Origin of the sequence: Cobetia marina, assembly GCF_001720485.1 — a bacterium.
Taxonomy (GTDB): domain Bacteria; phylum Pseudomonadota; class Gammaproteobacteria; order Pseudomonadales; family Halomonadaceae; genus Cobetia; species Cobetia marina.
In genome coordinates this window covers 1720432-1745522 of record NZ_CP017114.1, presented here as the reverse complement: position 1 = coordinate 1745522, position 25091 = coordinate 1720432, and the positions used below count along the sequence as shown (strand labels likewise).

The following is a 25091-nucleotide window of genomic DNA, read 5'->3' as shown; positions in this document are numbered from 1 at the left end:
GTGTGGCGTGCGGTGTCGGCGCTGCCGTCTGGCATGTCACCGATCGTTGTTATTGACGTACGGGTGTGACGAGCAGGTCTGGCGAAGGTGTCTGGCGAGCTCGTCCTGGATGAGATGCCCGAACGCTGGCTAGGCGATGGCGCTCTCGTCGCGATACGCATTGAGAATCTCGTGCAGGTCGGCATCGCCGACGAAGCCCAGCGCACGCGCCTTGCGGGTGTCAAAGCGCGCCGGCCAACTGCCGACGATGGCGGTGATCCGCGGGTCAGGCTCATGCTTGACGAGGGCCAGCGCCTGCTCGCCGGCGATATCTGCCAGCGCCTTGAGCATCTCGGCGACGCTGACGGTGATGCCCGGCAGCATGAAGCAGCGCGAGAGGCCGAAATCAGCCGCCGGCACTTCCGCGCCCTGGATCAGGGCCGCGACCACGCGACGCGGCGACATCACGAACATCTCAAGCTCGGTCGGTACCGGGCAGATGGCGGTTTCGCCATTGAGCGGTTCGCGCAGGATTGAGGAGGCGAAGCTCGAGGCCGCCGCGTTGGGGCGCCCCGGGCGCACGATGATGGTGGGCAGGCGCAGCACGCAGCCATCCACCAGACCGCGACGGCTGTAATCATTGATCAGCAGCTCCGACATCGCCTTCTGGGTGCCGTAGGAGTTCTGCGGCACCAGGGCAGTCATGTCGCTCAGCGTCTCGGGGAGATCGCCCCCGTAGGCGGCGACCGAACTGGCCATCACCAGCCGGGTATCGCTCAACCCGCGCGCCGCGCAGCCTTCCAGCAGCAGGCGAGTCGCGTCGAAATTGACGCGCATGCCGAGTGCCAGATCCGCCTCGGCCGCCGAACTGACCACGGCTGCCAGGTGATAGATCACCGCAGGCTCGCCCGCCAGGCAGCGATCAAGCACCTCGGCATCGGCGATGTCGCCGGCGATGATCTCGATATCCAGCGAGGTGGCCGGTTCGGCTGCCAGACATGAACCCGCCTCGGGACGTGGCGCCTCGATCTGATCCAGCAGGGTCAGGCGTGACAATGGCTGGCCGTTCAGGCTGCCCTTGTCGATCAGGGCCTCGGTCAGGCGCTGACCGAGGAATCCGGCGGCGCCGGTAATCATGACGTGCATCGTGTGGACTCCTTGCCAGCCGTCGGCATGACGGCCCATGGCGTGTTGTCGTTGTTATGGTTGTTGGCGTTATCGGCGTTGTTGCTGGCTTGTCTGATGATCAGGCGGTGCCGGACAGGCCGTCGTTGAGCCCGAAAGCCTGTCCCCACCCCAGGCCTGCGCGCGTCTCACCGCGTGGACGATATTCACAGCCGATCCAGCCGTCGTAGCCCAGGCTCTCCAGCCGGGCGAACAGCGCCGGATAATGCACCTCCCCCACATCCGGCTCGTGACGGTCCGGCACGCCGGCGATCTGCACATGGCCCATGTGTGCGAACTGCGCTTCCAGATTGCGGATCAGGTCGCCCTCGACGATCTGGCAGTGATAGAGATCGAACTGCACCTTGAGGTTGGTGGCGCCGACCTGAGCGAGAATCTCGCGTGCCTGCGCCTGGCCACTCAGATAGAAGCCGGGCATGTCGCGCGGGTTGATCGGTTCGATCAGCAGTGTCTTGCCGACCTTCTCAAGCTCGGCGGCGGCGTAACGCAGGTTGCTGAGGTAGGTCTCGGTGCAACGGGCCCGCATGGCGTCATCCGCACCCTCCGGCACCAGTCCCGCCATGGCATGCACGCGCGGACAGTCGAGCGCTTCGGCATAGCGAATCGCCTCGGCCACCGAGGCCCGGAACTCCTCCTCGCGGCCCGGCAGACAGGTCAGGCCGCGCTCACCGGCCTCCCAGTCGCCCGGCGGCAGATTGAACAGCACCTGCGACAGCTGGTGTGCATCGAGCCTTGCGCGCAGTTCTTCCGGGGAATAGGCATAGGGGAAGAGATATTCGACCCCGCGAAAACCGCTGTCGGCCGCAGCCGCGAAGCGATCAAGAAAGTCATGCTCGGTGAACAGCATGCTGAGATTGGCGGCCAATCGGGTCATGTCAGATCCTTGGATGTCACAGACGAAGAGGTCATCACTCAGGGGCGGCCGAATTTGGCTTCGAGTTCCGCCACCTGTTCCGGGGTCATCCCACGCGGGTTCTTGCCCTGCAGCAGCAGGAACAGCTTGGCGGTTTCCTCAAGCTCCTCGGTGGCATAGACCGCCGCTTCCAGGGTCTTTCCGGCCACGACGGGGCCATGATTGGCCAGCAGCACGGCACAGTGCTTGCCGGCCAGGCCACGCACGGCATCGCCCAGCGCGGGGTCGCCCGGCATGTAGTAAGGCACCAGCGGCAGCTTGCCGACCCGCATCACGTAATAGGCCGTCAGCGGCGGAATGCACTCACACGGATTCACATCCGGCAGGCAGGACACCGCCACCGAGTGGGTCGAGTGCAGGTGAACGATGGCACCCGACTGCGGGCGCTCGTCATACATGGCGCGATGCAGGAAGTGCTCCTTGGTCGGGGCGTCGCCATCGATCAACACGCCCTGGGCGTCGAGACGCGAGATGCGCGCCGGGTCCAGGCGCCCCAGGCAGGCATTGGTCGGCGTCATCAACCAGCCGCCATCCTCCAGCCGCTGGCTGATGTTGCCACTGGAGCCCATGGTCAGGCCGCGGTCGAACAGTGACTTGCCGTAGGTGGCGATCTGCTCGCGCAACACGTTGATGTCGTGCCGTGACTGACTCATGCGGTCTCCTCGCGGGGATTCATGGCATCGAGGACATCGAATGCCCGGGTAAAGAAGTCTTCGCCGCCGAAGTTGCCGGACTTGAGGGTCAGCGAGAGCATCGCCTCCGGTCGCGAGGGGCCGGCGGCCGGGTGCGGTGCCTGTGTCCAGGGCACGCCGGGGTCGATCTGACCGCCGATGCGCAGCTCACGGATGTCGAGTGCCGAGACCACCGCGCCGGAGGTTTCTCCCCCCGCCACCAGCAGGCGACCGACCCCTTCCGCGACCAGCGTGCTGGCCAGACTGGCCAGGGCGCACTCGATGAGTTCACCGGCCTGCTTGACGCCCAGTGACGCCTGCGCCGCCTTGACGCCTTCCGGCTCGGCAGAGGCATAGATCAGAAATGGCCTGGGGTCCGCCGCCGCCAGTTGCTCACGGGCGAAGTCGAGTGCCGCCTCGAAGTGGGCATCGCTCGCGTTGAGCTTGACGGGGTCCAGCGCGAAGGCGGCATGCTGCTGGGTGAAGTGCGCCACCTGCTTGAGCGTCATGCGCGAGCAACTGCCGGACAGCACCATCGCGGCGCCCTGCGCCGGGGCCAGCACCGCCGCATCATCGATCTGCGCAAGCCAGCCCTTGCGGCGGTATTGGGCAGGCAAGGCCTGCGCGAGGCCAGAGCCACCGGTGACCAGCGCGTGCTCCACCAGCGCCTCGGCCAATACCTCGAGATCACGCTCATCGAGACTGTCGCAGACCACATGACGCACTCCTTGCGCCTTCAGCGTGGCAAGTCGCTCACCAGCAGCTTGCGCTCCCTCACTCAGCGTGGCGTGGTTGAGCAGCCCCACGCCATGGGGCGTCTGGCGTGACAGCACGCGCACGATGTCGGCATCGGTCATCGGGTTGAGGGGGTGATGTTGCATGCCGCTGTCATTGAGCAGACGGTCACCCACGAACAGATGCCCCTGATAGACACTGCGCCCGTTGATGGGGAACGCCGGCACGAAGGCGGTCTGAGTGCTGTCCAGCGCCTCCAGCAGCGCATCGGCGACCGGGCCGATATTGCCCTCCGGCGTGGAATCGAATGTCGAGCAGTACTTGAAGAACAGCTGGCGAGCCCCCTGGGCTTTCAGCCATTCAAGCGCCGCCAGCGATTCACTGATCGCCTGATCCACCGGGCAGCTACGCGACTTGAGCGCGATGACCACGGCGTCCACTTCGCTGAGATCCAACCCGCTCCCCGTCCCTTCCTGCGGCGCATCCTGGGGGACCCCGATCACCTGCACGGTGCGCATGCCGGCCCGTACCAGGTTGTTGGCAAGATCCGTCGCGCCGGTGAAGTCGTCGGCGATTCCGCCCAGTACGATCGCCATCACTGCGCTCCTTCATCATTCGCGGCCGGCAGGCTGAAGCTGCCGAGACGCTGATAGACCTTGATGACGGCCGAGTCGTCCTCACGCCCGAAGCCGGCGCCGCTGGCAGCGGTGAACTGCTGCAATGCACTGCCCGCCACCGGCATGGCAAGCTTCAGCTCACGCCCGGTGCTGTGCACGATGTTCAGGTCCTTGACGAAGATGTCGACGGCCGACAGCGGCGTGTAATCGCCCTTGAGGATGTGCGGCACGCGATTCTCGAACATCCAGGAATTGCCCGCGGAGTGGGTGATGACGTCATACAGGGTGTCCGGGTCAATCCCCATGCTCATGCCCAGCGCCATGGCTTCTGCCGCCGCCGCGATGTGTACGCCGGCGAGGTGCTGGTTGACCAGCTTGACGCTCGAGCCCGGGCCGGCGCAGTCGCCCAGCCGATAGACATTGGCTGCCATCGCTGCCAGCACGCGTTCCGCCTTGACGTAAGCCGCGTCACTGCCGGAGGACATCACGGACAGCTCACCACTGCGTGCCTTGACGGCACCGCCGCTGATCGGGGCGTCGAGCAGCTCCAGCTGCATGTCGTTCAAGCGGGTTTCCAGTTCACGCGCGAAGCTCGGCGCCACGGTGGCGCACTGGATCACCAGGCTACCCGGCGCGAGTCGCTCGGCCAGCCCCCTCTCGCCCTGGGCCCCGAACAGCACCTGCTCGACCTGATCGGCATTCACCACCACCAGCACCACCACCTGACACTCGGCCGCCAGTTCCAGCGGCGAGGCCACCGTGCGCCCCCCTGCCGCGTCAAACGCCTGACAGGCACCAGGCGAGATATCACAGCCGATCACGTCCAGGCCTGCTTCCAGCATGGCGCGCGCACTGCCCATTCCCATCGCGCCGAGGCCGACAAGGCCAATCACTGGTGAAGTCGTTACTGCTGTCATCTGGCGTCTCCCGCTGAACCTGTTCCGAGTGACGATCAAGGCGGCCTCTTTCAGCGACATCGATCTGCACTTCCATGAATGTTAGCGCTACCATGTTAGCGCTAACATCATTAATAGATTAGGCTCCAAGCCACGACAAGCGGCAGATGAGAAAACGCGACAAATGTCTAATCAATCAGAATCATCCCGACGCAGCCGCAAGGGGGCCATGCAGCCGACCCTGAATGATGTGGCCCGGGAAGCCGGCGTCTCGTCGATCACCGTCTCGCGCTACTTCAATAGCCCCGACAGCGTGCGCGAGGCGACACGCCTCAAGGTCGAGGCGGCCATCGAGAAGGTCGGGTACGTGCGCAACCTGATTGCCGGCAGCCTGGCCTCGGCCACCAGTCGCGTGATTCCGGTCATCGTGCCCTCGCTGTCCAACGTGGTGTTCATCGACGTGATCAAGGGGCTCCAGGAGGAATTCGAGGCGCACGGTTATCAGCTGCTGCTGGGCAAGACGGATTACGATCTGGCTCGTGAAACCCAGCTGATCCGTACCTTTCTGGGCTGGTCGGCCGCGGGCCTGGTGGTGACGGGACTGCGCCATGACGAGGCGACGCGCCAGATACTCGAGCACTGGAATCAGCCCATCGTGGAGATCATGGAGCTGGGGGAAGGGTTGGATCTGAACGTGGGGATGGATCATGTCGCCGCCGGACGCGCCATGACCGAGCACCTGCTGGCACGCGGGTATCGCTCGATCCACTTCGCCGGTGCCGAGCTCGATCGCGACTATCGCGCGGCGATGCGCTACGCCGGGCATCGCGCGGCGCTGGCCGCCGCCGGCATCGAGGAGGCTCCCCTGCTCGACCTGCCCGTGCGCCAGCAGATGACCAGCGGTGCGCAGGCGCTCGAGCGCATCCGCGAGAGCCACCCTGACTGCGACGCCATCCACTTCGCCAACGACGACATGGCCTGTGGCGCGATTCTCGCCGCCGCGCGGCTCGGCGTGAGCATCCCGGACGACATCGCCATCGCCGGCTTCAATGGCCTGCCCATCGGTGAGCACGTCACCCCGCGTCTCACCACCATCGTCTCACCGCGAGAGCAGATCGGCCGTGTGGCCGCACGCAAGTTGCTGGCACGCATCCAAGGCGAGCCCGTGGGTGAGCAGAGTCACGACCTGGGATTCACGCTGCGGGTCGGCGACAGTACCTGAACACCCCCTGAGCACACACAAGCTCAGCGCATCACCCACGCCATCAACAGCTGGCCCAGCGCGACACACACGAAGACACTCAGGCCCGCCAGCGTGGAGGAGAAGCTGGCCAGCGCCACGGACAGCAGTGCCGCGACGCACAGCAGACGCGACGGCAGGCTGATTCGACGACGGGATACGCTTTCTAGAGGCGGAGGACTGACGGGACGCTTGAGGTTGGCGAAGAATTCCGCCAGCCGTCGCGCGCGTGAGAACGGGCGTCTTGGCGCATACAGATAACGGGCGAGGAACAGGAAGCCGACGACAGTCACGATCTGGATGACCAGCGATATCGCCAGCTTGATGTCGACCAGCTGGGATTCCGGGAAGCCCGAGAGCCAGGGCAGACGCTGCAGTGTCGGCATGTCGAGCCAGAGATAGCTGCCAAGCGTGACCGTGATCCCCACCAGCACACTGCCCCACCCGGCCCAGTCAGGCGCCCCCGTTCTGAAGAGCACCATCAGGGCCGGGAGTGCCAGCGGCATCTGCAGCAGCACACCGAACATGATCATGATGTCGAACAGGCTCACCAGCTCAATGCGACTCAGGACGATGACGAACAGGACGACGATGACGCCCTGCACGACACCGAACATCCGTCCCAGACTCACCAGTCGCGTTGCCATGCCGGAGGTCTGCTCGAGCAGTGGCATCACGAGTCGCATCATCACGCCGGCATCACGATTGAAGGCCGTGGTGATGGGCGCGATGGTGACCGCCAGCATGGCGGAGATCACCAGTCCCAGTACACCGGACGGCAGGTAGTGGATGATGAAATGCACATAGGCCACGTTGGCCGCGTCATTGCCGAGCGCGGGATAACGTGCCGCCAGGTCGATGCCCGCCGACCCCAGCAACCAGGGCGGCAGGAACCAGGTCACGGGCCCGATCACGAACAGCACCGACGCCAGGCCTGCCGCCTTGCGCGCTTCGCCGTCATCTGTCGTGGTCAGAAAGCGATAACTGGAAGTGGCATTGTTGATGCTGATGCACTGCTTGACCAGCATGGCCAGTGACCAGATACCCATGATGAGCAGGCTGTTGTGTGAACTGCCAATCCAGAAATCCCGGTTCGACTCAGGGAAGCTCAGCGATCCGGTCCACATCAGCGTGAGGCAGAAGCCACCGATGACAAGCGTGAGAATCGCCAGCTGCATCATCTGGATGAAGTTGTTGGCCGAGACGATCCACACGCCGCCCACCAGCGTGATGGCGATGATGAGACTGCCGATGAGCACGGCAATGCCGACCACCGGGAAGCCGAAGACCGCGCTCAGGAAAAGCGAGACGCCATAGAGACCGATCGAGGCGGTCATCAGCGTCAGGAAGATCTGACTGATGACATACACGAGTTGTGTCGTCTTGCCGTAGCGCAACTCGAGAATGTCGGAATAGGTGCTGACCCTCAGCCGGCGGAAACGCGGCGCGAAATACAGCGCCGCCAGCAGAAAGCCCAGCGCATTGCCCCAGAAGATCACCAGCACGGCAAAGCCATCCTCGTAGGCCTTCTGGGCGGCCCCGGTGAAGGTCCAGGCGGAGAACTGCGTCATGAACGCCGTACTCCCCGCCATCCACCAGGGCACGTTGCCGCTCCCCCGGATGAAGCTGTCCGGGGTCTGGCTGCGACGTCGATAGACCAGGATCGTCAGCACGATCAGGATGATGGAGAAGAACAGTGCGACTCTATCCAGCTGTGTCATGTGGCTCCCTGCCGATCATTCCCGTGCCGACGCTCACGATAGCGCCCTCGAGGTGTGACTCACGCGCGCTCATGCTCACGATCTTGCTCATGGATCTGGCCTCGAGGGCTCACCCCGTAGCTGGGGCGAACTATCGACAACTGCCACGCACGTCATGTCGCATGTACCGCGTGGCATCTCTGGATCAGTAATAATATTTCAAGCCGACACGTGTCTTGAGCTGACGCGTATCGGAACTGGAACTGGAACTGACATCCGCGAATTCCAGATACGGGAACCATGACCCCATGCGACGCCCCGCACTCAGAATATAATCGTAGTTCTCGCGGGTATTGTTGTAGATGTCCTTGTCTTCGTTGCGATAATAGTTGGCCTCCAGCCAGTATTTATTCTTGCCGTGGTTGTAGGACATGGTGAAGGTGATCTTGTTCTGTTCATAATCATCATTGGAATCTTCACTGTAGTTGGAGTATTCCCGACGATAGCGCAGCGCCGTGGTCAAGGGGATACTGCTGGCCTTGTAGCCGACACGCAGCTGCGGCTTGATCGTGTACTTGCCATCCCCGAACGCGATAGGCATGCCGGGTTGGATATACCAGTTATCGTCCAGCTTGAACTTGAAGCCCCAATCGATCTCACTGTCACCGCGCTCCAGATTCCCCATCGCGGGTTGTGAGCCATCTTCACGCTTCTCGGACGCAAACTTGGATTCCAGCCCGTAATAGAAGTTGTCGATGGAATCGCTCACCTTGACTCGGGTGGCATGCTGCTTGGCGTGATGCTTGTATTCATGACGAATATCCAGTGTCACGGCCTGGGCGCTGGTAGTGAACACCAGTGCGGCAATCGAAAGGGAGATCTTGTTGTAGTGTTTCATGGCGTACCTCATTGTTTTTATGGGGAGTCAGTCAATTGACTTGCAGGCAACCCGCGTCCTGTCGCGTGCCCGGCATTGGCTAGCGCGTGGGTTGCCTTGTGTTGGCATCGGCGTACTGGATCGATCCAGACGCCAGATGCAGGCCGCAGAATCCCCTGCCGATGGCGCAAAGGCGCATCGACTCTCCTGCTGATGTGGTCATTGGCGTTGACCGAGTCAGGAGGGGGGGATTCGGGTTCGGGGTATCAGAGGTTTACGGAGCGAGTGGCGCGCACGAATGGCGAGCCAAGTGAGCGACGAGGCACCAGGTGCCAGCGCCGCTCACCATCACGCCGCGTCAGCGCGTACTGCCATCGCTGACCAGGCGCTCTTCCCTGGAATGTGACGTCTTGTCGATGGAGGTCACCAGCAGCAGACCGATCGCCACGATGATGCCGCCACACAGCACGAAGACCATGCGTCCCCAGAAGGGATTGGGTACCAGGAACATCAGCATCACGCCCAGGCCGGCAACCAGGATCAGGTAGCCGAGAATGTTGCGCTGGCGGTTGTCGACGCTGCGATGTTCCTCGTCATCGCTGATGACGGGCGTGTCACGGTTGGTGAAGAAGGTCGCGACTTCCGCTTCGCGCTCGGCGGAAAGGCCGCGATAGAACAGCGTGGTCAGCACGAAGAAGCCTGCCGTGATCACGGTGTGCGCCATGATGCCGACCGCCACCTTCATGTCGCTCCATTCACGCGAGGTCAGGTCCGCGTCGAGACCGAAGGTGTTGACGATGAAGTCCGGCGTCATCAAGAAGCCGACCACATAGGACACCAGGCCACCGACAACCAGCGTCGCCCAGGCCGCCCAGTCAGGCGTCTTGCGGATGAAGAAGCCGAGCAGGCCGGGAATGGTCATCGGCAGACCGATCAGAGCGCCGACATACATCATGGCGTCGAACAGGCTCAGTCCCTTCAGGGAGTTGATGAACAGAGCAAACCCGATGATCGCCAGGCCGAAGACGGTGGAGGACAGGCGCGACATCAGCAGCAGTTCACCTTCAGACGCCTTGGGACGCAGCACGACCTCGTAGAAGTTCTTCACGAAGATCCCGGAATTGCGATTCAGGCCAGAGTCCATCGAGGACATGGTCGCGGCGAACATCGCCGCCACCAGCAGCCCCAGCATCCCGGCAGGCATGTAGAGGCTGACGAAGCTCATGTAGGCAAAGTCAGCCGCCTTGGCACCTGCCTCGGGATACATCGCGAACAGATCCACCCCTTCACTGGCCATGAACCAGCTGGGCATGAACCAGATGAACGGCCCCATGGTCATCAGGACACAGGCCAGCAGACCCGCCTTGCGCGCATTCTTCGAATCCTTGGCCGCCAGGTAGCGATAGGAGTTGAGCAGGTTGTTGGTGATGCTGAACTGCTTGATGAAGATGAAGAACCCCCAAAGCGCGAACAGCGACAGGTAGTTCATGTCACCCCCGATCAGGAAGTTCACCGGGAAGTCTTCCACGACATGGCTCGGGCCGCCGGCGTGGATCACGGCCACGATGGCACAGGTGATGGTGACGGCCATGATGATGACCATCTGCATGTAATCGGACGCGATGACCGCCCAGGAACCGCCGGTCACCGACATCACCAGCACGACCAGACCGGTCACGATGATGGTGGTTTCCATGTCATAGCCGAACAGGCCGGAGGTCACGATGGCCAGACCATTGAGCCAGATGCCCGCATTGATGATGCTGGTGGGCATGGAGGACCAGGTGAAGACCTGCTCGTTGACGGCCCCGAAGCGCTGCCGGATCGCCTGGATCACGGTGATGACCCGCAGCTGCCGGAAGCGTGGTGCGAAATACAGATAGTTCAACAGATAGCCGAAGGCATTGGCCATGAAGATGATCGCCACGGCAAAGCCATCGTTGTAGGCCTTGCCTGCCGCACCGGTGAAGGTCCAGGCACTGAACTGGGTCATGAAGGAGGTCGCACCGACCATCCACCACAGCATCTTGCCGCCACCGCGGAAGTAATCACTGGTGCTTGAGGTAAAGGTTCTGAACAGCCAGCCTATGGCGATCAGAAAGAGGAAATAGATGCCGATGACGGCAGTATCCAGATCTAGGTTCATGGCAATGCACTCTTGTCTTTATCTGTCTTGTCATTGTTGTTGCGCACCCGGCAGTGCACGTTTCCCCGCCGCCTTTCCCTGACCACGGGGGCCGCTGTCTCATCTGTCGCTGGCAGCGCCTTCCATCTCCGGGAGAGATCCCGGCCGTTGTTTGGATCGGTCCAATTCACATCCTGGATCGACTCCCGGTTGACGCCATCCAGACCTCGGACGCCGACGGCGGGTCAGGCGTTCTGTGACACCCGCGCCTTGTCTGGAAGATCAATGAGCGTGACATCCTGCTCGATTCGCAGGGGGCGCTCCCCGGCCTCGAGCGTCAGGCTTTCCCCTTGTCGGGCTGGCTCGGCCAGCACCACCAGCAGTCGACCGGTGGCGAAGGTCAACTCGAGAATCGTCAGGCCATCCGCACTCGGCAGCACCCGGAAATGGATCACCTGCGGACGCGCCCCACCACACTGCTCCAGAGCTTCATCGAAATGCCCGTGACTCTCGAACAGGGAATAGAAGGTCTGCGAGGTGGCGGTCAGGCGCGTCATCACCTTGGCGTCAGGCCGCAGGTTGTGATCAGGGTCATTGGCACCGACACGCAGCTGGAAGGCTTCAGCAGGTGCCTGGGTGATCTGATGCCAGCTATGGAAACTGTCACCCTCAAGCCAGGTCATGCTGTGTCCGGTGGCGGGTCGGCACTGCCCCTGCTTCCAGAGGTGCTGATAGCCGTGGCGATCCCCCATCACTTCCAGGGCATCCAGCGCGGTGAATTCACTTCCCCACCAGCGCACGACATGGCCACCATGATGGAAGGTGTAGTCATAGACGTGCGGCTGCTCCGAGGTCAGCGTGAAGACATCCAGCAGAATCGGCGTCTCGGTATGGCGGCTTTCCACCAGCAGCACCTCACGCTGCATGGCCACGCCGTCATGCGCGTTGTCACATCGGGCACGCGCACCCGCCGCGCAACCAGTCAGCAGTGAGATCTCGCCATGTCGCTCGTCCGCCAGCGCGTGATTCGCCGCGTGCTGCGACTGCATGTCCACCACGACCAGGTTGTGGGCGACACTCTGCTTGGCATAGCCCTCGTTTTCCTTGAGGTAGCGTCCACCGAACTTGGTCTCCACATTGACCCAGCGTGCGAAGCCATATTCCTTGAGCACTTCCTTGCCGCGCGAGAAGAAGCTCAGCCCCAGCTCATCGAAGTGGCCATGCCCCATGCCGTGCTGACCGGCCGTCAGCACGACATGCTGTGCCGCAAGCCCCTGCCCACGCTTGAGGTGCGCATGCCCGCCAGACTGGCCATCCGGGCCATCGCGGAAGAGCTGGCTGGTCGCTTCCACCTGCGTGTCGACACCCTGCACCGCGTTCAGCAGCGCCAGCCCATTGGCATGGATCCAGCAGCCCTGCTGCTGACGCGCCAGAGCCAGCAGCTCCCGGGGTGCCTCATAGCGTGCCGCCAGCAGCGACATGGCGCAGCGCGCGCCCTCATCATCGAGATCCATGCTGCGCGAGGCGTCATTGAGCGCCGGAAAGCGCCCATCCGGATAGGCCGTGGACAGCAGCACGTGCAGCGATTTCTCGATGCGTCCGTCGGCATGTGTCAGCACCCTGCGTTCAGGGTGGTGACGCTCGATCGCCTCCGCGAACAGACACAGCGGATGGATGGCGAAGCGGTGGTAATAGGGGCCCTCGACGTAATAGCCCTGCGGGGAGAACAGCAGCGCGATCTGGGCGAGAAGGCCACCGGTCTCGCCGCTGCCATCCAGGCCATCGATGGAGATCGCCAGATGCTCAGGACTCTCGATCACCATCGCGCAGATCCCGACTGCCGCCACGGCCCACAGGCCGTGATTGTGAATGCGGTCGAAATCGTGGCGGTAGGTCTCGGTGAACATCTCGAGCATCGGCTGGAAAAGCCCATCCAGCAGCGCCTGATACCGCGCCTCGCTCAGGGACGGCTTGAGCAACGCCAGCCCCAGCGAGGCATGCAGCAGCCAGATATGCTCGTTGAGAATCTGATGGAACAGCCTGCCGGGCGGATTGGTATTGCGCGCGACCTGATACGGCATGTCGCGGTAGCAGGCCGCGTAGCCCGCCAGCAGCTCCTCGGCGTGCGCCAGGGCCTGCGCGTTGTCACTGAGCCGTCCCCACAGAGCCGCCCCCTCGATCACGCGGGCATTCTCCTTGTGGGTATTGTGCTCGAAGCTACCCGCCTCGCCCTGCCCCGGAATCACGATACCGCGCGCCATGCTGGCCGCCACTCTGGCCTCCAGCGCGGCGAGGCTGCGCCCCATCGCATTGTCCTGCCCCTGCTGCCTGCGAATCTCGTCAAGCTCCTCACGGGTCCAGAGCAGGTAATCACCTTGTGCCGACATAGATAGAATTCTCACTGAATGAAGCGTTCACTGATCCTGCCTGTTGCCCGGGGCCTGCCTCGCAGCGACCGACACGGATGGCCTCACGAGGCAGGTGGCGGTGCATCACAGCAAGGCGCACCCGCCTTGCCATTCGAGACGCTCGCCTGCCACGCTCACCGCATGCTGCTCGCCGGGCGTCAGCGCGACGGCGAGACGGTGTCGAGTGCCATCGCGCAGCTCAAGCGCCAGCACACAGGCCTCGTCACTCTCCTGAAGCAGCTGAAGCTTGAGGACACGGGGACGCGCCTCACTGGCGATCTCGCGCGCTTCCTCAAAGACACCGTGTGTCTCGATGACACAGGCCACCGTCTGCGAAGAGGCCTGAGAGCGCAGCAGCAGGTAGGGCTCATCGCGCAGATTGCGCTCGGGATCATTCGCCCCGATGACGCCCTGGACCAGCGTGGCAGGCGCGGTGCACACCATGCGCGCGGTGACGAAGTGGTTCTCCTGCAACCAGGTGACAGCCTGCGAGACGCCCGCCGCCTGCTCCGCGCCGGATGCCATCTTCCACAGGTGCTGGTAACCATTGGCTGCACCCAATGCCGTGGGTGAGGCCTGCTGCTCGAGCGCCGGCTCTGCCATCATCAGTTGCCCCTGGTAATGCAAGGGGTAGTCATAGCGATGCGTGCCATCACTGCGTGCCTGCATCAGGTCCACGACCAGCGGCTCGGCCATCTCCGGCAGCGAGACCAGCAGCAGGCTGCGGGTGAGCACCACGCCCGGCACGTAATCCCGAAGCCGCGCCCGAACCATCTGCAGACGCGGGTCAGTCGTGTCAAAGGCGTCGAGTTCCCCGTGATGTTCACAGGCGCGCGCGGTGTCCAGTCCATGGTGCGAGGTTTCATCCACGACCAGGGTGTTGTGCGCCACGCTCTGCTTCGCGTAGGAACGGTTCTCCGGGGTGTAGCGGCCACCGAATTTCGGTTCGATATTGACCCAGCGACTGAAGCCATAGTCGGTCAGGACTTCGTGCTGGCCGTTGTGATAACCGAAGTGCAGGCCATCGAAGTGACCATGGTCGAGCGCCGAGTGCAGCGTGGGGTCACTGCCATGCTGTCCGAAGGCCAGATACACCATGGTTTCCGCACCGCTCGCCGAAGGCGCACGCAGGATGGCCAGACCGCCCGCATTGCCCTCGCGTCCATCGGAAATGAATTGACTGGCGCGTGCGCCGGGGGCCCGTGACGCCGTCTCGGCGAATTCCGCCAGCGACTGACTGCCACCACACAGCGGCAGGCGTTCGACCTTGTCGCGCACCAGCCCGGCCACCGCCGGATTGAGCCGCGTATCCTGATAGCGCTTGAGCAGCGTGGCAGCGCCCAGCATCGCGCCCTCATCGATCAGTCCCATGGTTCTTGAGCTGTCATTGAGCGCCAGGAAACGGCCATCGGGGAACGCGACCTCCTGCAGACACAGAATCGCCTTGCGAATGATCTGATCGCGATGATCATGGATGTCCGGCCGCACGCCACTGTTCACCAATGCCTCGGCGAAGAGCACCATCGGTCTGAGGGCGAAGCGATGGTAATAGGGGCCTTCCAGGTAATAGCCGTCCGGCGAGAACAGCTGGTCCAGCTGGGCGAGAAAGCCACCGCTGACGCCATCACGGGCATTGCCGAGCAATGACTGCTCCACCAGCGCCTCGTCTCCCAGTACCAGCCCGGCAATCCCCGCCGCCGCCACGGACCAGATGCCATGGTTGTGCACCACATCGAAGTCATGGGCGTTCTGCACCACCAGCAGGTCGATCATCGGACGCAACAGATGCGCTTCGATCTGCTCACGCTCCGCCTCAGGCAATTCGGAGCGGATATTGCCGTAGGCATCCGCGGCGTACAGCAGCCACATCCCCTCGTTCAGACACTGGTGAAACAGCTTGCCCGGCGGATTGCTGTCCCTGGAGACATGGGCGGGCAGCGCTTCATAGATCTCGGCATATCCCAGCAACAGGCCACGCACGAATTCGAGATAGCGCTCATCATGTGTCACCAGCCACAGCTGAGAGGCCAGATTGACGTGCTGATAGTTGAGCTTGTGGCGTGCATGCTCTTCTCCGCCCGCCTCACCCTGCCCGGGAATGCACAGGGGTGCCGAGAGGACCGATGCCAGGCTCTTCTCGGCATGTGCCAGCCGGCGTGCCAGCAGTCCGCTCCTGTCCTGCGATTCATGGGCCTGGCGCAGCGCCGTCAGTGCTGCGCGATCCAATAGCAATGTCTGTTCCATGGCGTGGCCACTCGTGATGATGGTTGGCGTGTCGTCTTGATGCCCGACAGCTCGTCGGGCGTCCCTGGTTGGCTCAGTCTCGCCCGGCCCCGCGACACCAGAGGGCGCAGAGATTGCCTGAGCACGGATTGACGAACTCACGGACACATCTGCCCACCATTGACGTCGATCACCTGGCCGGTGACATAGCCACTGGCCGCATGCGAGGCGAGATAGAGGTAGGTCGGCGCCATTTCCTGGCACTCGCCGAAGCGCCCCATGGCGATGCTGCCGGCGATGGTCTGCTTGAGCGCATCGCTCTTGTCGGCATGGAAGGCCGTATCGATGGTGCCCGGCGCCACGGTATTGAAGCGGATACTGTCCTTGGTGAATTCCTTGACCCAGTTGCGATGCAGGTTGTGCACCATCGCCTTGCTGCCACCGTAGAGGCACGCGCCCAGGCCACCGCCTTCACGCCCCGCGATCGACCCGGTCGTGATCACGCTGCTGCTCTGTCCGGACTGGCGGGCCGAGGCGCGCAGCGACTCAATCGCGAAGCGCGTCACCATCACCACCGAGCGAATGTTGAGGTCGATGACATTGTCGAAGAAGTCATCGTCAATGCTCTCGAGCCCCTGGCGCCCGCCAAGACCGCCGGCATTGTTGACCAGCACGTCCAGTCCGCCCATGGCCTCGACGGCCTGCTTCACCAGCGCCTCGCACTGAGCCGTCTCGCGCACGTCCGCCTGCAGATAGAACACGCGTCCCGGCGCGGAAAGCTCGCTCAGCAGCGATTCCGCCTGAGACGGGCTCCGGCTGCCGTGCAGCACGACCTTGGCACCTGCCGCCAGGAAGGCTCGCGCCACCTCAAGCCCGATGCCTGCAGTGGAACCGGTCACCAATACACGTCTGTCCTTGAGATCTTCAAACATCACGACACTCCTGAAATTGTGGAATGAAATTGGGGGAATGGCGGGCGTCAGTGGCCCCGGCACAACGGCCATCACCCATCAATCAATAAAGTCTTATTTAGATAAACCGCATCATTTGGTGCGCCAGAGTGCCGACCCGGGCCAGAGCCCGAGAGCGGCGTAACGTCACGGTGTCAGCATGTCATCGCGGCGCGGCGAGAAGAGATCGATCACCACACTCTCTGACTCCAGCGCCACGGCGCCATGCAGGGTGTGATGCGGTGCGACGAAGGCATCGCCCGGCCCGAGCCGGCGCTTCTCGCCGTCAAGCTCGACCTCAAATGCGCCCTGCACGACGTAGCCGATCTGGTCATGAATCTCGTGCTGATGGGGCGTGCCGACGGCACCGAGGTCGAACTTGACGCATACAGCCATCAGGTCCGGAGTGTGGGCGACGATCTTGCGCTGGATGCCCGGCTCGACATCCTGCCAATCCTGTTCGTCGTTGATGAAGAAACTGCCTGCGTTCATCGCTGTCGCTCCCTGCTGAGTACCGGGTACTGAATCCTGAGCACCATGTCCCATCCTTGAGACGCTCCCCCGCACTCGCAGCGCGAGCAGATTCGCGAGGGACACCGTCGATTGAGACATCAATCTGAAATGGCGTTTTGAAAACGTAGCAGGGGATTTTTATTTTTGAAACAGCATTTCATTCCATCTTAGACTTTTAGACCGCTCCAATGCCTGGACGATGATCTGCCGCTCAGCGCATCCATCGATGCCACCACCGGCCGCAAGCGTTGTGGTAGCGCGGCTGAGGGTGTAAAAGCGAAGATGGGTGTTCTAAAATCAAGTTTCATTAATTTCAGAATAAGGGATCTCATGTCTTCAGAAACCAAGGCTGCCGAAGCCAAGGTCGACAACGTCACCGCGGTGATGAAGGTGATGGCAGTGCTGGAGGGGCTGGATATCGATCATGAGTCCAGCCTCGCCGAACTCTCGCAGCGTGCCATGATGTCGAAAAGCACTGCTTATCGGTTTCTTCAGACACTCAAGAACCTCGGATATGTCGCCCAGGACAGCGAAAGCGAGAAATACCGCCTGACCATGAAAGCCTTCGTGCTGGGCAGTTCAGCCTTGGGCAACATGGACCTGATCAAGATGGCGGACCCCGACATGGCCGCCCTGTCGCAATTGACCCGTGAAGCGGTTCACCTGGGCACTCTGGATGCCAGCACCGGGGAGATCGTCTATGTCCACAAGTACAACTCGCACTTCAATCTGTGCATGAATACCCGCATCGGTGACCGTTGCCCCGCGCACACCACTGCCATGGGCAAGGCGCTGATGTCACGCATGACCGAAGCCCAGCTTGAGCACCTGCTGACACTGCAACCACTGGAACCGCGTACCGAGCGCACGCTGACCTCGCGTCAGGCGCTGGATGAGCAGCTCGCACAGGCGCGTCAGTCGGGTCTGGCAGAAGATCTCGAGGAAATGGACGCCGGAGTGTGCTGTTTCGCGACACCGATTCTTGATCACACCGGCAAGGCCATTGCCGCCTTGAGCATGTCCATCCCCACCATTCGCTATCACCAGGACATCACCCTGGCCTACAAGGCCAACCTGTGTGAATCCGGGCGCAATATTTCCCGCCAACTTGGCTGGAAGGGAACGGATTGAGACACGCATCACCCCTGAACGACGTCAGGTAGCGCTTCGCTATCCGACACGCAGCGTGCAAGTCTTTGCTCGCCAATCGCCTGACATCCATGGATGGATGTCACAGCGTGAAAGAGTCTCCGTTGTCACACCGTTGTCGGCATGCCAGCACTCCATGTCAGCAATTGTGTCGACACCCCGTGCCACCCCTTCTCCGTTCTCTTCAGGCAACTGCTCACTCTCTTCTTGCGTGAGGTGGCCAATCCTTGTCTGCATTCAGCGCCCACCATGGCGAAACTGCCATGCATGACCAATGGATGACATGGAAATTCAAGAAAACGCATTGATATGATTTTTTCCTTATCAATCATTGAGATGCCAACAGCGATACCTTTCCTCTCTCATGGCTGAAAGCACGATTCCACCTCTCAGATCACCACATAACCCTCTGTAAAATATTGGAAATCCAGTTTTCAAAACGCTATTTCATTTTCATCAACAATCGTCTTGACAGTCATGATCAACTGGCTCTAGCCTTCGACTGCCATCTTGGCACTCACCCCATAAGCATAAAAAAGGCTTGAGACCATGCGTAATACTCGGGTACGCCACCCCTTGGTGACAGCATTTCTCCTCGCTGCCAGTGCAGGTATCATTTCATCGCCAAGTGCTGCCAATGACACTCCCCCCGGAGAGACATTCGATCTCGGAACCTGGAAGCTGACACTGCCGATGGACGCCGACGGCAATGGCAAGGTGGATGAAATCAAGGTGTCAGACCTTCAGAGCTATCGTCACTCTGACTATTTCTATCTCGACGATGATTCCCATATGGTCTTCGTGACGCCCAACAGTGCCTTCACGACGCCAAATTCAAGCAATGCCCGCACGGAACTGCGTCAGATGCTACGCGGTACCGACACCAGCATCGGCACCCATGATCCGAAGAACAACTTCGCACTCGCCTCGCATGAAAAGGCCGATGAATTCGCTCAGATAGGCGGCTACCTTGAGGCCACGTTGCGCGTGGAACATGTCGCGGAGCGTTCGAAGAAACCAGACAGGAAGTCAGCCTATTCGGTGGTCATCGGCCAGATACATGCTGGCAAGGACCAGGCATTGATGGAGGCGAATGAAGGCTTTGGGCATGGCAACGAGCCACTCAAGATCTTCTACAAGAAGCTGCCGGATCAGGACACTGGCTCGGTGTTCTGGAACTACGAGAAGAATCTCGCCAAGGAAGATCCCAAACGCACGGATGTCAGCTATGCGGTATGGGGCAACGACTGGAGCAGCAATGCTGATCCCGGCAAGGAAGGCATTTCGCTGGGCGAGACCTTCAGCTACAAAGTCGAGGTCAAGGGCGACATCATGCATTTGACCTTCAATTCGGACGGCCATCCGACACGCAATTTCGAGATCAACCTTGCCGACAATGTCGATGCCAACGGCAAGGTGGACGCAGATGACCTTCCGGCGGGCTACGCCGGTGACTGGATGTACTTCAAGGCGGGCTCCTACAACCAGTGCAACACCAAGGCCAGTTCCAATGCCTGTGAAGGTACGGGCGTATGGGAAACCGACAAGGCCAACGGCGACTACGCCAAGGTGGTCTTCTCTGAGCTGAAAAGTGGCAAGATTCAGTGATGAAAGATTGAACTGATCAGATGCTGAAGCGCTGAGACGCCCAAGGGATGAGACCCGCGTGAGATCACGAGTCTCGGGCAAGGGATTGCCACTCATACTCTTGAGCCAAGGCCATGTCTCTTCAGCCAGGGACATGTCTCTTCAGCCAGGGGCATGTCGCCCTCTTCCCCCCGGATTGTCAGAAGCCCTACCTCTGGCAATCCAGGGGGAGTTGCGTTGCCGATGACCAGGGCACTCGTGACTGTCCATTTCCCTTGGCTTGTCTCTCCTTCCTGTCGCTCTCTTCTCACTCCACCTTTCTTCTCTCTCCTCTCGCTCCCTCTCGCTCCCTCTCACTCCCTCTCTCCTCTCACTCCCTCTCGCTTCCTCTCTCATCTCACTCCCTCTCGCTTCCTCTCTCATCTCTTCTCGCTCTCATCTCTCTCCTCTCTCATCCCTACACTCTTCCTTCATCTCGACCCTCTCCTCCTCAACGCAATGAGCGTATCGCCACCCTTGCCCTGCCTGCCGGAGAAGACGTCGAGAAGCCTGCAAGGGAGGTCAGTGATCACCCTCAATCTGCTGCGAGCGGCAGGTTGACGTAAAACGCAAAGTATCCGGCGCGTTCTGATCATCTCGCTACCCCCAACTTCACGACACTGTGTTCAACAAAGGCGCAGAGGCGATGCGACCGTGACGTGCAGGTTGACGTCTGGTGACATGGCCGCTGCGACTTACCGCAGACAAGTGTCCTGACACGTGAGGCTCGACGATGAATCGCAAGACTATCCTGACATGCGCCATCACTGGCGCGGGTGATACCGCCAGCAAGAACCCGAATGTCCCGGTGACGCCGAAGCAGATCGCCGATGACTGCATCGCGGCCGCCAAGGCCGGTGCCAGCGTGGCCCACATTCACGTGCGTGATCCGGAGACCGGCGGCATCAGCCACTCCACCGAGCACTTCCGTGAGGTCATGGACCGCGTGCGTTCCGCCGACACCGACATCGTCATGAACATCACCGCCGGTGGCGGCGGTGACTGGATTCCGGACGTCAACGACCCGACTCGTGGTGGCCCGGGCACCGACATTCAGACCCCGGCCGAGCGTCACGCGCCGATCCAAGAACTGCTGCCGGAACTGTGCACCCTGGACTGCGGCAGCCTGAACTTCGGCGACATGGTCTACATCAACACCGCTGATTGGCTGCGCGAGCACGCTCGTCTGGTGCAGGCCGCTGGCGTCAAGCCGGAGCTCGAGTGCTTCGACCTGGGCCACGTCTGGTTCGCTCGCCAGCTGCAGCAGGAAGGCCTGCTCGACGACGACCTGCTGTTCCAGCTGTGCCTGGGCATTCCGTGGGGCGCGGAAGCCGACACCGAAACCATGCTGACCATGAAGAACAAGCTGCCGACCAACTCCAACTGGGCAGCCTTCGGTATCGGCCGCATGCAGATGCCGATGGTCGCACAGGCCGTGCTGCTGGGCGGTCACGCTCGCGTCGGTCTCGAAGACAACCTTTATCTGTCCAAGGGCGTGATGGCGACCAATGCGCAGCTGGTCGAGAAGTCCTCTGGCATCATCGAGAACCTGGGCTCCAGCGTGATGACCCCGGCCGAGACTCGCGCCTTCCTCAAGCTGCGTGATCCGTCCACCGGCAAGACCGCCGGCGACGTGGCAGCCCTCGAAACCGCAGGAGGTGTCGCATGAGCCAGTTATCTGTCGTAGGAACCGGTGTCATCGGCAACGGCTGGATCTCCCGCGCGCTGGCCAATGGCTGGGACGTGGTCGCCTTTGATCCGGCCCCGGACACCGAAGCCCGCACTCGCGCCTTCGTAGAGAACGCCTGGCACGCACTGGAGAAGGATGGCCTGGCGGAAGGCGCTTCCGTCGAGCGCCTGCGCTTCGCCGCGACCCTCGAGGAAGCTGTCGTCGGTGCTGATCTGATCCAGGAAAACGTGCCGGAGCGTCTGCCGCTCAAGCAGGAAATCCTCAGCGCCATCGATGCCGCGGCCGAAGAGCACGTCGTGATCGGCTCTTCCACCTCCGGCTTCAAGCCGACCGATCTGCAGCAGGATTGCAAGAAGGCGCCGGGCCGCGTCATCGTCGCCCACCCCTTCAACCCGGTCTATCTGCTGCCGCTGGTCGAGCTGGTGGGTGGCGAGCACACCTCCCCGGCGCTGCTGGAAGGCGCACGCGAAGACTATCAAGCACTGGCCATGCGTCCGCTGATCGTGCGTCGCGAGATCGAAGGTCACATCGCGGATCGTCTGATGGAAGCGCTGTGGCGTGAAGCCCTGCACCTGGTCAACGATGGCGTCGCCACCACCGAAGAGATCGACGCGGCTGTCGTCTATGGCTGTGGTCTGCGCTGGTCGCTGATGGGCACCTTCCTGACCTTCCACCTCGCCGGCGGCGAGCCGGGCATGCGTCACATGCTCGAGCAGTTCGGCCCGGCCCTGAAACTGCCGTGGACCAAGCTCGAAGCGCCGGAGCTGACCGACGAGCTGATCGACAAGGTCGTGGAAGGCTGCGAATACCAGGCAGCGGGTCGCCCGGTTGCCGAGCTGGATCGTCGTCGCGATGACTTCCTGGTCGAGCTGCTGACGCTGACGCGCAAGTACTGGCCGGAAGCCGAAGGTCTCGAGGGGCGTATCTGATGGACCTGCTCAAGATCACGGTGCCGCATGAATGGGTCGACTACAACGGCCACATGAATGATGCCGAATACGCGCGCGCCTTCTCGATGGCAGTCGAGGCGCTGATGGAACACGTGGGCCTGGATGCCGACGGTCGTCGCGAACACGACCTGACCATCTACACCCTGGAGACGCACCTGTGCTACCTGGCGGAGGCGCACGAAGGCCAGACACTCAAGGTCAAGGTCCTGCTGCTGGATCACGACCCCAAGCGTCAGCACGTGCTGTTCACTCTGACCGATGCCGACGGCGGCGAGATTGCCACCAGCGAGCAGATGTTGATGGCGATGAGCATCAGTGGCGGTCGTCCGACCCCCTGCCCGGAAGCGGTGGCGGAGCGCATTGCCGCCCTGCCCCAGCCGGCAGGCGACGATGACTGGCCCAAGGCGGCCGGCCGGCGTATCGGTATCCGTCGCAAGACGGCCTGATACGCGCACCGGCAGCGTCAAGAGGTAGACCGTCCTTTCGAAGGATGGACCGACACCCCGTCAGTTTCTGGCGGGGTGTTATCGTATGCATGACATTTTTCCTTTCGGGCCAGAGACCATGACACACGAGACATCTTCACCGCTGCGTTGCCAGGCGTTCATCGACGCCTTCGCCGACGGCATGGCCGAGTTGGCAGGCCTGTCAGTCGCCGAGAGCCGGCCTCAGTGCGAAGCCCTCTACGCGCGCCTGGCCGCACCACTCGCAGACGGCGTCACGCCAAGCGACGAGACACTGCATTCCGATGATGGCCACGTCATTGCCCTGCGACGTTTCCGCCCGACGCGTGAGGCGCCACGCAAGGACGGCTGTGTCGTCTATCTGCACGGTGGCAGCTGGCAGGTCGGTTCGCTGGATAGCCATCAGGGCGTGGCCTCAAGCCTGGCGTCACGGCTCAATCGTGAGGTCATCAGCGTGGATTACCGGCTGTTGCCGGAAGCGTCCTATCAACAGGCGCTGATGGACTGTGAGGTTGCCGTGCGTGAACTGACCCCTGTCGCAGTCGTCGGCGACAGTGCTGGCGGTCGCCTGGTCATGGATGTCTCACGCCTGCATCACGAGACACACTCCCCCTATGTGCTGGGCCTCATCTACCCGCCGATGGACCCGGTACTGAGCCTCGACAATGAGGACCTCGCCACACTGGGGCCGACGGCGCCACTGCTGAGCCGTGAAGAAGTCGTCGCCATGTGGCAGCTGGTGGCCGAGGGTGACCCCTCGCACAGTTACGCCATGACGCCACCCCATTCACGGCAGGCACCGGCGCAGGTCATCGAAGTGCTCTCGGTCGAACATGACCCTCTCACGGCGCCGCTGGAGGCGGCCGTCGCCACCTGGAAGGCCCAGGGGGCGGAAGTCGGCTATCACTGCGCGACGGGGATGGTCCACGCTGCCCTGCACGCCCATCATGAATTGCCTGAGATGGGCATCGCCTGGCGTGATTTCTGTGACGCCTTGACGCGCCGTCTTGACGAGGCATGATACCGCCCCGGCCGGTCGTGCCATGAAAAGAGGCCCGTACCGATGGCATCGGTACGGGCCTCTTTTCGTCGTGATCCACCTCAAGCACTGGCCGGCCCGAGGTGTCCCCCCATCTGTCGTGTCTGGACGAGACATTCTCATGGCTACGGTGGATCACGCCTCAGCACATCACGCTGCCTCACAGCGCACGTCATCGCGTCGAAGGACACGCAGTTCGACATCCGCCGGGCAGTGTGAGACCCGCGGCTGCCAGCGGGACTGTAGTCGCTCACGCAGGTCCGCGTCGCCGTAGATCACGACCACGACCACCAGACGAAAATCATCCTCCAGCGCCCGCTGTGCGATGAGAGCTTCATAGAGAATGCTGTCGAGAATACGCTCGGCCCTGGCGTGATGCTTGAGCACTCTGACATCCACGAAGGTAGTCGTGGAGGCCTTGCCGGCAAACACCGCATCGAAGCATGCCCGCGTATCCCCTACCTGGACATCATGACGTACCTCGCCGGACGGCTCTGCCCCGGACTCGCGGACGATCTGTCCTACCAGTGCGGTCTTCAATGCGCGCAGCTCATGGCGATGCTCTCGCGTCATCTTCTCCCGCGACATCTCATGCGATGTCACCGCCCCACCGGCGGGTGACGCCATCGACGTATCGTCACTGTCGTCGTGGAGCAGTTGCGCCACGTCGGCATCATCTACGGGTGGCTGGGCAGACGACGCCTTGGCTGGCGGCATCTCGATGCCAGGCTCTCCGCCCAGTGAGTCCTGTACCTCGGCCGTCAGGCGCTCCTCCTGTTCGGCGGGCGACAGGGTGCGCATGAAGGAGCGGTCCTTGTGGTAATCGCCGGGGGCATAGAGCTTGCCATGATGCCTGGTCACCAGACGATAGAACACGCCCAGCACCAATAGCGGAAAGATGACGATGAAGGCGATCAGCGGCCAACGCTCGACCTCTGTCAGCTTGTCTGCGGATGAATTCAGCAACAGGCTCGCGAAGCCGTAGATCAACGAGATGAACAGCGCGATGATGCCGAGCGGATTGCGCGCCAGTTCCTTGGCATTCTTCATGAACTGCATAAGTGCTCCATTCCTTGATATCTCCCTGCCCCTCCCTCAGGGATGGGGGAGGAACGGGCACAATGCAATGTCATGGCGCTCA

20 protein-coding genes are annotated in these 25091 nt (G+C 62.1%); 7 read left to right on the top strand and 13 right to left on the bottom strand.

Annotated features, from left to right (window positions below):
• Nucleotides 1-129: 129 nt before the first annotated feature.
• The 5 genes from denD to ltnD all read right to left on the bottom strand — a co-directional run bounded on the left by denD (nucleotide 130) and on the right by ltnD (nucleotide 5017).
• Complete coding sequence (denD, locus tag BFX80_RS07400) at nucleotides 130-1125, bottom strand: D-erythronate dehydrogenase (protein ID WP_084208430.1); 996 nt, start codon at nucleotides 1123-1125, stop codon at nucleotides 130-132.
• A gap of 100 nt (nucleotides 1126-1225) precedes the next feature.
• On the bottom strand, nucleotides 1226-2038 hold the full coding sequence (otnI, locus tag BFX80_RS07395; RefSeq protein ID WP_084208429.1) for a 2-oxo-tetronate isomerase: 813 nt from the start codon (nucleotides 2036-2038) through the stop codon (nucleotides 1226-1228).
• 38 nt (nucleotides 2039-2076) lie between these two features.
• The gene (otnC, locus tag BFX80_RS07390; protein WP_084208428.1) at nucleotides 2077-2730 is read right to left on the bottom strand and encodes a 3-oxo-tetronate 4-phosphate decarboxylase; all 654 of its coding nucleotides are present in this window, start codon (nucleotides 2728-2730) and stop codon (nucleotides 2077-2079) included.
• Nucleotides 2727-4079, bottom strand: a complete 1353-nt coding sequence (otnK, locus tag BFX80_RS07385; RefSeq protein ID WP_084208427.1) for a 3-oxo-tetronate kinase — start codon at nucleotides 4077-4079, stop codon at nucleotides 2727-2729. Before otnK ends, otnC begins: the two co-directional genes overlap by 4 nt.
• Entirely contained in the window at nucleotides 4079-5017 is a 939-nt protein-coding gene (ltnD, locus tag BFX80_RS07380) for an L-threonate dehydrogenase (RefSeq protein WP_127735028.1), read from the bottom strand. Before ltnD ends, otnK begins: the two co-directional genes overlap by 1 nt.
• Before the next feature lie 163 nt (nucleotides 5018-5180).
• Between ltnD and BFX80_RS07375 the strand changes: the two genes are divergently transcribed.
• Nucleotides 5181-6218 carry a LacI family DNA-binding transcriptional regulator gene (locus BFX80_RS07375; RefSeq protein WP_084208425.1) on the top strand — a complete coding sequence of 346 codons (1038 nt, stop codon included), beginning with the start codon at nucleotides 5181-5183 and terminating at the stop codon, nucleotides 6216-6218.
• A gap of 23 nt (nucleotides 6219-6241) precedes the next feature.
• On the opposite strand, the gene BFX80_RS07370 is transcribed toward BFX80_RS07375, so the two are convergent.
• The 7 genes from BFX80_RS07370 to BFX80_RS07340 all read right to left on the bottom strand — a co-directional run bounded on the left by BFX80_RS07370 (nucleotide 6242) and on the right by BFX80_RS07340 (nucleotide 17011).
• A complete protein-coding gene (locus BFX80_RS07370; protein WP_084208424.1) occupies nucleotides 6242-7957 on the bottom strand; it encodes a sodium:solute symporter family transporter in 1716 nt (571 codons plus the stop codon).
• A gap of 184 nt (nucleotides 7958-8141) precedes the next feature.
• Nucleotides 8142-8834, bottom strand: a complete 693-nt coding sequence (locus BFX80_RS07365) for an oligogalacturonate-specific porin KdgM family protein (protein ID WP_167592992.1) — start codon at nucleotides 8832-8834, stop codon at nucleotides 8142-8144.
• 337 nt (nucleotides 8835-9171) lie between these two features.
• On the bottom strand, nucleotides 9172-10959 hold the full coding sequence (locus BFX80_RS07360) for a sodium:solute symporter family transporter (RefSeq protein WP_084208423.1): 1788 nt from the start codon (nucleotides 10957-10959) through the stop codon (nucleotides 9172-9174).
• A gap of 224 nt (nucleotides 10960-11183) precedes the next feature.
• Nucleotides 11184-13325: a heparinase II/III domain-containing protein gene (locus BFX80_RS07355; protein WP_084208422.1), complete on the bottom strand. Its 2142-nt coding sequence runs from the start codon at nucleotides 13323-13325 to the stop codon at nucleotides 11184-11186.
• A 105-nt stretch (nucleotides 13326-13430) separates the two neighbouring features.
• Nucleotides 13431-15590, bottom strand: coding sequence for a heparinase II/III domain-containing protein (locus BFX80_RS07350; RefSeq protein ID WP_084208421.1), 2160 nt, complete (start codon nucleotides 15588-15590; stop codon nucleotides 13431-13433).
• Between the two features lie 137 nt (nucleotides 15591-15727).
• Nucleotides 15728-16501 carry an SDR family NAD(P)-dependent oxidoreductase gene (locus BFX80_RS07345; RefSeq protein ID WP_084208420.1) on the bottom strand — a complete coding sequence of 258 codons (774 nt, stop codon included), beginning with the start codon at nucleotides 16499-16501 and terminating at the stop codon, nucleotides 15728-15730.
• A 165-nt stretch (nucleotides 16502-16666) separates the two neighbouring features.
• Nucleotides 16667-17011: a cupin domain-containing protein gene (locus BFX80_RS07340; RefSeq protein ID WP_084208419.1), complete on the bottom strand. Its 345-nt coding sequence runs from the start codon at nucleotides 17009-17011 to the stop codon at nucleotides 16667-16669.
• Nucleotides 17012-17362: 351 nt separating this feature from the next.
• Between BFX80_RS07340 and kdgR the strand changes: the two genes are divergently transcribed.
• The 6 genes from kdgR to BFX80_RS07310 all read left to right on the top strand — a co-directional run bounded on the left by kdgR (nucleotide 17363) and on the right by BFX80_RS07310 (nucleotide 23932).
• Nucleotides 17363-18163 (top strand): DNA-binding transcriptional regulator KdgR, encoded by an 801-nt coding sequence (gene kdgR, locus BFX80_RS07335; RefSeq protein WP_084208418.1) that lies wholly within the window; start codon nucleotides 17363-17365, stop codon nucleotides 18161-18163.
• 597 nt (nucleotides 18164-18760) lie between these two features.
• On the top strand, nucleotides 18761-19789 hold the full coding sequence (locus tag BFX80_RS07330; protein WP_205632749.1) for a polysaccharide lyase family 7 protein: 1029 nt from the start codon (nucleotides 18761-18763) through the stop codon (nucleotides 19787-19789).
• Nucleotides 19790-20540: 751 nt separating this feature from the next.
• The gene (locus tag BFX80_RS07325) at nucleotides 20541-21476 is read left to right on the top strand and encodes a BKACE family enzyme (protein WP_024952191.1); all 936 of its coding nucleotides are present in this window, start codon (nucleotides 20541-20543) and stop codon (nucleotides 21474-21476) included.
• On the top strand, nucleotides 21473-22426 hold the full coding sequence (locus BFX80_RS07320) for an L-carnitine dehydrogenase (protein ID WP_084208416.1): 954 nt from the start codon (nucleotides 21473-21475) through the stop codon (nucleotides 22424-22426). The genes BFX80_RS07325 and BFX80_RS07320 overlap by 4 nt, the downstream gene beginning before the upstream one ends.
• Complete coding sequence (locus BFX80_RS07315; protein ID WP_084208415.1) at nucleotides 22426-22893, top strand: thioesterase family protein; 468 nt, start codon at nucleotides 22426-22428, stop codon at nucleotides 22891-22893. Before BFX80_RS07320 ends, BFX80_RS07315 begins: the two co-directional genes overlap by 1 nt.
• Nucleotides 22894-23011: 118 nt before the next feature.
• Nucleotides 23012-23932, top strand: a complete 921-nt coding sequence (locus BFX80_RS07310; RefSeq protein WP_084208414.1) for an alpha/beta hydrolase fold domain-containing protein — start codon at nucleotides 23012-23014, stop codon at nucleotides 23930-23932.
• Nucleotides 23933-24100: 168 nt separating this feature from the next.
• Here the strand turns inward: BFX80_RS07310 and BFX80_RS07305 are convergent, their stop codons facing one another.
• Nucleotides 24101-25009, bottom strand: coding sequence for a hypothetical protein (locus BFX80_RS07305; protein WP_084208413.1), 909 nt, complete (start codon nucleotides 25007-25009; stop codon nucleotides 24101-24103).
• Between the last annotated feature and the right edge of the window lie 82 nt (nucleotides 25010-25091).